Annotated in this window: 8 protein-coding genes and 1 pseudogene; 5 read left to right on the top strand and 4 right to left on the bottom strand. The window is 69.2% G+C overall.

The window, feature by feature from the left end; all coding sequences use genetic code 11:
* Both ACWDEX_RS05605 and ACWDEX_RS05600 read right to left on the bottom strand, forming a co-directional pair.
* On the bottom strand, window positions 1–90 hold a 90-nt coding region (locus ACWDEX_RS05605), incomplete at its 3' end, for a beta-ketoacyl synthase N-terminal-like domain-containing protein (protein WP_450461910.1).
* Window positions 91–188: 98 nt separating this feature from the next.
* A complete protein-coding gene (locus tag ACWDEX_RS05600) occupies window positions 189–1,802 on the bottom strand; it encodes a PhpK family radical SAM P-methyltransferase (protein WP_450461899.1) in 1,614 nt (537 codons plus the stop codon).
* A gap of 478 nt (window positions 1,803–2,280) precedes the next feature.
* Between ACWDEX_RS05600 and ACWDEX_RS05595 the strand changes: the two are divergent.
* Window positions 2,281–2,409 (top strand): annotated as a pseudogene (locus tag ACWDEX_RS05595) (IS5/IS1182 family transposase); the annotation flags it as partial.
* 77 nt (window positions 2,410–2,486) lie between these two features.
* Here ACWDEX_RS05595 and ACWDEX_RS05590 read toward each other — a convergent pair.
* Window positions 2,487–3,722 carry a PAS domain-containing protein gene (locus ACWDEX_RS05590; RefSeq protein WP_450461898.1) on the bottom strand — a complete coding sequence of 412 codons (1,236 nt, stop codon included), beginning with the start codon at window positions 3,720–3,722 and terminating at the stop codon, window positions 2,487–2,489.
* A 421-nt stretch (window positions 3,723–4,143) separates the two neighbouring features.
* Between ACWDEX_RS05590 and ACWDEX_RS05585 the strand changes: the two genes are divergently transcribed.
* From ACWDEX_RS05585 to ACWDEX_RS05575, 3 genes are read left to right on the top strand one after another with little or no spacing between them, the layout of a single operon-like run.
* A complete protein-coding gene (locus tag ACWDEX_RS05585; RefSeq protein WP_450461897.1) occupies window positions 4,144–5,553 on the top strand; it encodes an ATP-grasp domain-containing protein in 1,410 nt (469 codons plus the stop codon).
* Window positions 5,550–7,562, top strand: coding sequence for a PEP/pyruvate-binding domain-containing protein (locus tag ACWDEX_RS05580; protein WP_450461896.1), 2,013 nt, complete (start codon window positions 5,550–5,552; stop codon window positions 7,560–7,562). The genes ACWDEX_RS05585 and ACWDEX_RS05580 overlap by 4 nt, the downstream gene beginning before the upstream one ends.
* A complete protein-coding gene (locus ACWDEX_RS05575; protein ID WP_450461895.1) occupies window positions 7,559–8,905 on the top strand; it encodes an MFS transporter in 1,347 nt (448 codons plus the stop codon). The genes ACWDEX_RS05580 and ACWDEX_RS05575 overlap by 4 nt, the downstream gene beginning before the upstream one ends.
* Before the next feature lie 71 nt (window positions 8,906–8,976).
* Here the strand turns inward: ACWDEX_RS05575 and ACWDEX_RS05570 are convergent, their stop codons facing one another.
* Window positions 8,977–9,612: a hypothetical protein gene (locus ACWDEX_RS05570; RefSeq protein WP_450461894.1), complete on the bottom strand. Its 636-nt coding sequence runs from the start codon at window positions 9,610–9,612 to the stop codon at window positions 8,977–8,979.
* Between the two features lie 436 nt (window positions 9,613–10,048).
* Between ACWDEX_RS05570 and ACWDEX_RS05565 the strand changes: the two genes are divergently transcribed.
* Entirely contained in the window at window positions 10,049–10,627 is a 579-nt protein-coding gene (locus ACWDEX_RS05565; protein WP_450461893.1) for a Dps family protein, read from the top strand.
* Window positions 10,628–10,750: the final 123 nt, after the last annotated feature.

The following is a 10,750-nucleotide window of genomic DNA, read 5'->3' as shown; positions in this document are numbered from 1 at the left end:
CACCGACTCCACGCCGTCGCGGATGTTGCGCCAGAACGAGGCGATGTCGGGCGCACCCGGGAACCGTCCCGCCATGCCCACGATCGCCACCGCGTCCTGAAGTTCTTCCTCGTGTGTCGAGTCGTATGACGCGTCCGAGCGCACGACGAAAAGACCCCCTGTCAGATGAGAAAGATATGCGTCGCGCTTCAGACGCGGGCGACGACGTCGAAATGCGCACTCTCCCGGAGGGAGGCCAAGATGTCCGGCGCTATGTGGCGGCGCCCGGGATGGGCAATCTGATCGGCCACGGCCGCGTTGAAATTCCGCAGGAAAGTCTTCACCTGACCCAGGGACATACCGCGGCGCTGGAGATAGAAAACACTCCACTGCTCGAATCCGAACTGGGGCAGCCAGATGGAGTTCCGTACCGAGGTGAACATGTCGTTGATGATGTCGCAGGCGGTTGCGGAATCCATGGTGTTGTGCGACCAGTTGAACGCCTCGCCACGAATTCCGTACTCCTCGCGCTGCTGCCAGATCGGAGTGACTGGATCGGCGTACCACAACTGGGCGCGATAGAAGTCGGGGCGTCCTTCCTCGATGAGGCTGATCGTCTCCTCGACGGTTTCCTCGGTCTCTCCGGGAAAACCGACGATCAGGGACGCGTAGGCGGATATCCCGACGTCGTTGAACGCTTCCAGCGCTGTGACGTAATTCTTGCGCCGGGCGGTCTTGTTCATCCGCTTGAGCATGGCGTCGCTGCCGGACTCGATGCCCAGGAACACGCCCTCGCAGCCGGCCTCGCGCATCAGCCTGATGGTCTCGGCGTCGCCGTGGTCGCTCCGGTAGAAGGAGTTCCAGCGGAAGCCGTACCCCTTGTCGATCATCATCCGGAGGATCTCGCGGAACCTGACCTTCGGGACGTTGAAGGTGTCGTCGATGAACGTGATCGTGTTGACGTGGGGCAGTCGGCTGAGCCGGTCCAGCTCCTTCTCGACGTATTCCAGGTCCAGATACGTGTACTTACCCGCACGCTGCGGGAAGCCGCAGAAGGCGCAGGAGAACGGGCAGGACTTGGCGGTACGGGTGGTGACGAACTCGTTGATCGCGTCCGGCGGGAACAGGTCGTAGTCGACCATGTTCTCCTCCAGCGGATTGGACTCCACCTCCGGGAGCGTGAGGGCGAAGGTGTCGCCCTTGCGGTAGGCGAGGTTCGGCACACCGGCCAGGTCGGCGCCGTCGCGCAGTGCCTTGATCAGCCGGGCGAGCGTCTTCTCGCCCTCGCGGCCGATGACGTAGATGTCACCGCCCAGGTAGTCGAGCAGAGCCTCCAGGTCAGGTCCGGAGACCACCTGCGCCTGGTTGGCCACATACGGGCCGCCGATGACGATCTTGGCCTTCTTGTTGTACCGGCGGACGAACTCGACGATCTCGATGATCGGCTGGGCGGACACGTACAGCGTCGTCGTGATGGCGACCGTCAGCACGTCCTGCGACTGGAGCTTCTCCCGCAGCCGGTCCTTCTCCAGGTGAAAGAGGTTCACATAGTCGAAGGACAGTCCGGCCCGGTGCAGATAGGTCCCCAGATAGGTGATCACTGGCCACAGGAAGTCGGAGTTGTGAAAGTTCTGGGGCCTGTCCTGGAATTCCTCGTTGTGTAACCGGGTCAGCAGTTCAAGTGCGCGCAGCGGCTCGCCCTCGTGTTCCACGAAGGCGAGTCTGAGGTCCTGGAAGGCGCCGGAGTCCTCTCCCATCGCTCGGACCGTTTCGACGTAATCCGGAAAGGATGTGTCGTTGAATCCGACCAGCAAACAATCCATGTTCCCCCCTGTCTCGGACCAGGTCACTCGACTTTCGGGCAGAGTGCGTGGACCGGGTCTTGCCGGAGGCGTTCCGCCGATCACCTGCACGAACAGAGGTTCTATCACACCTAAGTAATGGCCAGATGGTTTGCACTGTTGTCGATGGTCATCGAGATGGCGTGAAAATTTCGGTTTCGATGCGTCGCTTCCGGGTTAGCGAACGACTCTGGAACCGTCGATTCCGCAACGGCGGCGAGGTGGCCCCGTACGGTCCGCGGGGCGATCGGCCCGCAATCAGGCGCCCGAGGGCGGCAACGTCGGCCCGCGGCCGGTTACGCCGACCGATCCCGCCGCATCGACCGGAAGGAATCATTCCAGCCAACTCTGTGCAGGTGGGCTGCGTCGGGTGGGGAGGACCGGCCGTCTGGCGGGGGAACTCGTGCCGCGGTTCACCGGCGGCACACCTAAGACTGGGCTCCAGGGCGAGGCTGCCCTGGGTGTCGGCCCTTCACGGGCACCGAACGAGACGCGACGCGCCCCCCACCGCGGCCGCCGCTTCAAACCCCAACGCCTCGACGCCGACACGGCCTACGCCGTCCCTCACTTGCGGAAATGGTTACGCGGCAACAGTCATCCCCGTAAGTACCCTGCACTCGTTTGGGGTGGTGTGCCGTGGCCGGTGAACTCAGCATGCGCAGAAGTTCATGAGGCTGTGGCCGGCTGCGGGGGCCAGGTGCGGGGGCCGAGGATCCCGAGGACGTAGGCACGGGCGACGAGGGCGGGCCTGGTCGCAGCGCCCAGCAGGGCCCGGAGCCGGCTGAGGTGGTAGTCGACCGTCTGCCGGGAGAGCCCCAGCGAGGCGGCGATCTCGCCGTTGGTGCTGCCTCCTGCGAGGAGGGACAGTATGCGGATCTGCGCGGCGGTGAGCGGGGGGTGGGCCTCATGGGCGATGCTCTGGTGGGTGACGACGGCCCACACGTGTGAGACGCGGCCGGCGGGTCCGCTCACCGCGGCCAGGTGGAGCCGCGTGCGGCGCTGGCGTCCCTGGGCATCGAGGAGCACGGCGGAGGTCTCCGCCCGCCTGATACGGCGGGTGATCAGCCCCTCCCACGCGAGTCGCAGGGGGCGGAGGTCGGGCGTGGTGGCGAGCAGGGTGTGGGCGCGGCGGCCGATGAGGTTGGACAGGCGTGACCGGAACAGTTCGGCGGTGGCTGTGCCCGCCTGTTCGATACGGCCGTCGACCGAGAGCAGCGCGCAGGGCAGACCGCTGTGATCACGTAGTGCCTTCAGGTTCTCCTCGGCCTCTCGGCGCTGGTCCATCGCCCGGGCGTGCTCGGTGATGTCGACATAGATTCCGGCCACGCAGGTCTGGCCGCCCTCCTGGACAGGGAAGCGGTGGCCGGCCGCCTGCCCCGTGCTGCCGTCCGTGCGGTGATAGCTCAGGTGGTGGCGCACCGGCTTGCCCCGGCTGAGTATCTCCTGGTCCAGGGCGCGGAACTGGGCGGCGTCGGAAGGGGTGTCGAGGTCTTCGATGCGGCTGCCGACGATCCGCTCCGGTGTGGTGCCGTAGAGGTGGGCATAGGAATGGTTGGCCCATAAGTAGCGGCCGTGGCGGTCGCGGAGGAAGGCCGCGGCCGGGGCGAAGTCGGCGAATTCCGCGAAGGCGGCGTACCGGCGGCCGCCCGCGGGCTGGGTGCCGGTCTCCACGGCGATCCCGCGGGTGCGGCCGTGGTCCGGGCTCTCGCCCGGCGGCCAACGCACGTGGAAGGTCCGGCCGTCGAACTGGACAAGGCGGTGCCCCTCTTCGAGGTGGCGTACCGGAGCGGACATCTCCTGGCGCGCGCGGTCGAGGAAGCGCTGCGCGGTGGACAGGTCGTTGAAGGCGCCGCCGCCCCACTCCGCCACGCGCGACTGCTCGTCGGCCTCCCACCAGAACACGGGGAGGCGCTCCATGAATGCTCTGACACCGGAATCGTCCACAACTGCCCTTCCTGCAAGTCGCTGCCGGGCGGCGGAAGGTGACGTTGCGATGCCTTTCCCGGGCCGGACCCACTCATGCTCGGTTATCGGCCGACTGCGGTGCGTGAGCGCATCCCCGCACAACTCACCATAGGCGGCCCCAGAAACCCCCTTCTGATTCAAAGAGGTCTGCGACTCAGGCATTTGCCTGATCCCGCGGTCGTCTCCCGTGGCACTTCCGGGGTCCCCCGTCTGCTTCTCTTGAATGCGCCGCCAGCACCCGTCGTGTTCTACGCGGGTTGATCCCGGGGACGGCCCAGCCGGGCCGACCGGTCGTGTAGCGGGGCCGGGCCACTGTTCGACGCCCCCCGGCAGGACAAGCGATAGGAGACGAACTTCAGTGAGCACAGTTCTGTTGGTGCACGCCAAAGGTGGTCCGCCGCTCGGCCATGTCCTGTCGCGGGCGGCGGCGAGAGCGGAAGTGCACCTGCTGGCGCTCAGCGCGCTTCCGTCGACGGTCGCCGCGTCCGCGGGCAGGCTGTGCGCCTCGGTCGTGAGGCCGACCGAAGCGGAGCGGTCCGACCTGGTCGCGCTGATCGTCTCGCGGGCTGAAGCCGTGGGCGCGGACGCCGTTCTCACCTTCTCCGAGTACGCGGTCGTGGCCGTCGCCGAGGCGTGTGAGGCCCTCGGTCTCCCTGGGGCGGGAGGCGCCGTCGCGCTCGCCCGCGACAAGCGGCGGATGCGGCAGACCTGGCATCGGCGCGGCCTGCCGCAGCCCGCGTTCCACCCCGTCACCACGCAGACGGACCTCCACGAGGCCGCCGCCACTCTGCCCGTCCCCATGCTGCTCAAGGCGGCTTGGAGCGCGGGCTCCACCGCCCACCAGATCATCGGTTCCCCGCAGGAAGCCGACGCCGCGTGGCGGCGCTCGCGCGCGACGATGGCCGAGTCCGCCCAACTGGGCTTCGCCGAACTCCATGTGGCCGAGGCCGACGCGCATTACGTGGTCGAGGAGATCGTGACCGGCGAGGCCACGCCGTGGTTCGACGAGCCCGGCTGGGGCGATTACGTCAGCGTCGAGGGCGTCGTGGCGGACGGCGTCTTCCGTCCGGTCTGCGTCAGCGGCCGGATGCCGACGGTCGAGCCGTTCACCGAGCGGGCCGGCATCACCCCCGCGTTACTTCCCGCGGACCTCCAGGACCGCGTCGTGGCCCTCGCCCGGGACGCCGTCGACGCCCTCGGCCTGCGCGACTGCGGCACGCACACCGAGATCAAGCTCGGCGCCGACGGGCGCATGTGGCTGATCGAGACGGCCGCCCGGCTCGGCGGCGCGATGACCGTCCCGCAGATCGAGGAGGTCTTCGGGCTCGACCTCGTCGGCATGCTCGTGGACCACCTCCTGGGCCGCCCGGTCGACTGGCCCGATCGTGCCCTGGGCCCCGAGCAGGCACGAGGCGCCGCGGGTTCCCTCGTGGTCCTCGCGGTGGACGGCCACGGCGAGGCCTGGCGGGACCGCCGTGTGTGGGACTTTCCCACGGTGAAGGAGACCGTCGCGCTGAGCGAGGGCAGCACTCTGTCGGTGGTACCGGAGAGTTCACTGCCGGACGGCAGCACTGTGCCGGTCTACGACCCCGCAGGCGGGGCCAACACGATGGCGGCCCTGTGTCTGCTCTCGGCCCCCGACGCGCGCACCGTGCTCCGCGACTTCACGACGCTGATAGACGCGCTGCCCACGGTGCTGCCGCCTGCCGGGTACGCCGTAGCGCAATCCGTGTCCGCCGCGTCGCAGCCCGAGGGAGCCCCCGCATGAGCACCGTCACTCTCCCCACCGACGTCGCGGAACCCGCCACCGACCGCACGGTCGTCGGCGAGAACCTCTCGCTGCCGCTGTTCCGCACACTGTCCGGGGTCCTGGCCGGCCACTCGTACCTCAAGGTCGTCGTCGACCGCGCCGAGTCCACCTGGCATCTGCTGGACACGGCCGTGCACCCCTTCCACGTCAACTACATAGCCACCCGTGTCCTCGGCATGGACGTCGCCGAACTCGACGCCGCCCTGGACGAGTTCAACGCGTCCGTCTACATGGACCCCGGGCGCCGCTTCCTGCTCGGGGTGCTCTCCCTGCACACCGACGGGGACGTGGAGGGCACCGAGCGTACCTTCCTCGTGCTGGAGACGACCGAGGCCGACACCATGGACGGGGAGCTGCTGGAGTTCTTCTACTCCTTCGTCCGCGAGCGCCTCGACGGCAGGCTGCCGCTGCTGCTCAAGCCGGCCAATCACGGTCAGGAAGAGGAACTCGCCGCGGTCAGCGAGCAGCGGGTGCCGCGCATTCTCAGCCACCAGCTCTTCGGCACCAGGACCCGCACGCCGCTCAACCCCGGGGACGCGATGGGTCGGCTGCACCACTTCCGGACCGTAGAGGAGTACGAGGCGGCGGCAGGCGGGCTCGGCTGGTCGGACATCGTCGCCATGCCCTGCCTGCCGGACGACGTGCAGAGAGTGGCTGGATTCATCAACACCATGCCCATCACGCCGCTCTCCCACACCAACGTCCTCGCCTCCGGGTGGGGCATCCCCAACGCGATCGTCCGCGACCTGGAACAGCTCATCGAGAAGGACGGTCTGGACGGCGCCTGGGTCCGCTACCGCGTTTGCGAGGACGAGATCACCCTGGAGCGGATGGAGGAGGTTCCGGAGCTGCGGGCCCCGGCCTGGCACCAGCAACGCATCCGGCTGGAACCACCGCTCCTTCAGGACGCGCCCGTCCTCTCCCTGCACCGGCTGCGCAGCGCCGACCGGGACCGCTACGGCACCAAGGCGGCCAACCTCGGGGAACTGCACCACGTACTCGACAGCCGCACGGCCGATCTCACCGCGTTCTACGGCCGCCCCCGCCCGCCGCGGGAGAACCTGTACGGGCACCTCGCGGCCCGGCTCGGCCTGCACGCGCCCTCCGCCGTGGAACTCCGCGCGGCCGCGGCCTCCTTCGTGGCCGACACCGTCGAGGCCCCCGAGGGTGTCGCCCTGCCGTTCTCCCTCCTGCACCGCTTCCTCACCTCCTCCCCCGCGCTCCAGCAGGGCATCGGCAAGCTGAAGATGGCGCTCGAACTCGACGCCACCGACGTGCTCGACTCGCTCTGTCTGCAGCTCCAGCACCTGATCCGGCACACCCCGATGCCCGACTCCGTCGCCCAGGAGATCACGCGGGCCTGTCACACCTCGCTCGCCGCGGGCGGCAGGCTCGTGGTGCGCTCGTCCTCCAACGCCGAAGACCTCCCGGGCTTCTCCGCGGCCGGTGTCTACGACTCCGTCACCGCTGTGCGCGGCACCGGCAAACTCCTCGACTCCGTGCGGCAGGTGTGGGCCTCGCTGCTCTCCCCGCGCAGCGTACGGCTGCGTCACCAGGTGGGGATCTCCCCGGACGAGACGTACATGGGCGTGATCATCCAGGTGTACGTCCCGGCCGCACTCGGCGGCGTCCTGGTGACCTGTAACCCGACCCGGCGCGAGGACTTCCGCAACGTCTACCTCAATTGTTCGCCGGGGTCGCCCGAACAGGTCGTCGAGGGCAAGACCCTTCCGCAGCAGTACCTCTACAACACCGTCGAGGGGGGCGGGCGCACCGTCGACCTCGGTTCCTCAAGCGAGCAACTGCCCGCCACCACACGGGCCCGGCTCGCGGACCTGTCCCTGACCGGGCGGCTGCTGCAGTCCCACTTCAGCGCGCCCCAGGTGGACGGCCCTCTGGACATCGAGTGGCTGCTGACCGACCAAGGCAGCTTCCGCCTGGTCCAGATCCGCCCCTACGCGCTGTGAGCCCCCGCATCCCGCGCCCCGCGGCCACGTCACGGCTCGCCACCACCTCCCTGACAGGCACCGCCCGTCGCATCATCCGGCTCAACTACGGCTTCCAGCTCCTGTTCAACCTGCTGTGGTGGATGCCGGTGTTCTACGCCTATCAGAAGAACGCCGGACTCTCCGACGGCCAGATCTTCGGCATCCAGAGCATCTACTACGTGGCCTTCTGCCTCTTCGAGGTCCCGACCGGGCTGATCGCTGACCGCATCGGCACCCGCAACTGCCTGCGGGCCGGCGCCGTCGTGATGACGGCGGCGAATCTCGCCCCGGTCTTCAGTGCCTCGTACACCGGTTTCCTCGTCCACTTCCTCGCCATCGCTGCCGGCCGCTCGCTCACCTCGGGAGCGGCCAGCGCCTACCTGTACGACGGGCTGCGTGCCGAGGGATGCGAGGAGCACTACCTGAAGGCGGAGGGCACGGCCCGGGCGCTCGGACTGGCCGCGAAAGTCGTGTGCTGGCCACTGGTCGGTCCGCTGATGGCCCTCGCCCATCCCGCCCCGTACATCCTGAGCGCCGTGACCGCGGCAGGGTCCCTGGTCTGCGTCATGGCCCTGCCCCGCGCGGCCGTCTCCGCCGGGTCACGGCGTACGGACGCGCCGGGCCACACAGGAAAGAGCCGGGCCACGAAGCGCGGGCGCGGCAGTTCGCTGGGCGAGGCGAAGGCCGCGCTGCGCTGCCTCGCCTGCTCGCCGTGGCTGGCACTGGTGATGGTGCAGGGCGTGGCCGTGTTCACGCTGACCAGGATCTGCCAGGTCAACCTCTTCCAGCCGATCCTGCTCGACCACGGCATCGGCGAGGCCTCGCACGGCGGGGTGCTCGCCGCCATGACGGTGGCGGAGGCCGTGGGCTCGGCACGCCCCCAGTGGCTCGGCCGCCGTCTGTCCCCGGTGGCCTGGGTGTCCGTCCTCAGCCTCGCCCTCGCGGGCACCCTGGCGGGCATCACGCTCGGCGGGCCCTGGACGGTCGTCGCCCTGCTCTGTCTGTTCGCCGCCGCCGCCGGATTCGCATACCCGATCCAGCGCAAGCTGGTCAACGACGCCGTGCCTGCCCACGCCCCGCGGGCGACGCTTCTGTCGGTCGAGTCGATCGTGGACCGCGCGGTGTGCGCCCTGGCGGCCGTCGCCGTGGGCGCTTACCTCTCTGCCGGACGCCTGGACGCCCTGCTCTGGCACAGCGCCCTGGCGACCGCGGTGCTGCTCGGCGCGTTCCAACTGGTGGTGCGCGCTGAGGCGATGCGCCGCGGGCCCAGGGAGGCGGCGGAGCCGCAGACGTCGGAACCGCACCCCAAGGCCGTCGTGTAGGACGGGCACACGCCCGCACTCTCCCTCGAGCGCGGGCGCGGCGCGGGCGTGCGGCAAGCCGTGCAGGCGCGTCAGCGGGAGCCGTGCGCCAGCCGCTCGATCACGCCGACCGGGAGGTAGGCGGGGCGAGAGGGCAGCCCCGTCTGGTAGGCCACGTAACCGAGCGAGACCGCGACGTCGGTCTCCGCGGCTGTCTCTGCCTCGTAGACGAGCCGGCAGCCGTGCGCCTGCGTCTTGGCCCGCTCCCAGAGGGTGGGCGCCGGCTTGCGCTCCGCCTCGGTGCGCGGAGTGAGGATCCGGTCGCCGAAGTCCTCCCAGGCGAAGGGGACGGAGCCCTGCCAGGCGCCGTCGACCTCCTTCTTCAGGGTGGCGGCACGCTCGAGGTCCGTCTTGCCCCAGGAGGACGGCACGTTGGTGATCAGCCCGACCTTGATGTGCCGCGCTCGCAGCTTGCGCAGATAGGCGGCCGCGCCGGGCATGTAGCCGGTGCGGGAGGCCTCGTCCGTGTGCACCAGGGTCTCGCCCAGGTCGAAGTAGACGACGGCGCAACTGCGCGCGGCTGCCGTCCGCGCCCCGGCCGAAGCGGCGTGCGCCGTGTCCGGCGGCACGGCCGCGCTCGCCGCGGTGCCCAGCGTGGCCGACGCCAGCGCAGCGCCCAGAATCGCAAGACCGGTGCGGCGGAAGCCACGGAAGGGGGGTCTGTTCATGGCGTTCAGTGCCTCTCTCTTCGGCGCATCGCACAGGTGCGTCGTATGTCAGGTGCGTGACAAGCGACCAACGGGGCACCCCTCGGCCCCCACGTGCTCGAAAGAGCTTCCCCTCAAGACCCGCTCCTATCCGCCGCACCCCGGGCGGTGTGCCCCGCTCACCCTTACGACTCCCACCGAACCGCAACGCCCGTCTGTCACTCAGCCGTTGTCACCCCGGATCAGGAACAGGATGGATCGACGGGTCCTTCGCTTCCTTCCCGATCGCCCGAGTCCACGGCGTACGGCGGGTCGTCCCGGAGCCAACACCGAGGACGAGGACCCGCCTTACCGTGCGCTCGCGGACTCCATCGCATGCGCTGCCGGACAAGTCGTCCCCGGCCCCGCACCTAACGTCACTGGGGTACACACGGCACGGAACCGCAGGAGGCGCCCCATGACCACCCACTCGTCGACCCCGCACGGAAGCCAGCCTTGGCTGCATCAGAAGGGCGAGGTGATCCAGGAGTTCGGGACCGTCAGGCTGTATCCGGTCGGCCTGTCCTACGAGACGCGGATGTACTCCTGTCAGCGCCTGAACCGGGTCCTCGCGGACACGCAGATCCTCCACGGCCTCTACAAGAAGCACCACTGGCTGATGCGCGGCGCGACCTTCTACCAACTGCACCTGGTCCTGGACCGGCATGCCGGCGAGCAGTTGGAGATCGTCGACGCGCTGGCCGAGCGTGTCCAGTCGTTGGGCGGCGTCGCGGTCGGGGACTCCCGGCACGTCGCCGAACTCACCTCGATCCCGCGACCCCCGGACGGGGTGGAGGAGGTGCCGGCGATGCTGTCCCGGCTGCTCGCGGCCCACGAGTCCATCCTCGTCGACGCCCACGAGGCCGCGGCCCGGGCCGCCGAGGGTGGTGACGACGGCACCAACGACCTGTTGGTCTCCCAGGTGATCCGGACCGGTGAGCGGCAGGCGTGGTTCCTGGCCGAGCACCTGGTCGACACACCCCTGGTCCGCGCCTGAGAGCAACGGTCGCGGTATTCGTCTGCCGACCCGACGCGGGTGACCGGGGGCTCCGGAGGGGGATCCGGCGATCCGCAGGGTGCCGTGCGTTCCGCATACGATGCAGTAAAGATCGAAGCCCGT

This window comes from Streptomyces sp. NPDC001020, assembly GCF_053599115.1.
Note: the sequence above shows the minus strand (reverse complement) of the source record. Positions and strands in the feature narration are given on the sequence as shown.

What these genes read in the sequence shown, in the direction of transcription:
- ACWDEX_RS05600 (WP_450461899.1), bottom strand. Translation starts at nt 1,802, where the DNA reads ATGGATTGTTTGCTGGTCGGATTCAACGACACATCCTTTCCGGATTAC.
- ACWDEX_RS05580 (WP_450461896.1), top strand. Translation starts at nt 5,550, where the DNA reads ATGAGCACCGTCACTCTCCCCACCGACGTCGCGGAACCCGCCACCGAC.
- ACWDEX_RS05570 (WP_450461894.1), bottom strand. Translation starts at nt 9,612, where the DNA reads ATGAACAGACCCCCCTTCCGTGGCTTCCGCCGCACCGGTCTTGCGATT.
- ACWDEX_RS05565 (WP_450461893.1), top strand. Translation starts at nt 10,049, where the DNA reads ATGACCACCCACTCGTCGACCCCGCACGGAAGCCAGCCTTGGCTGCAT.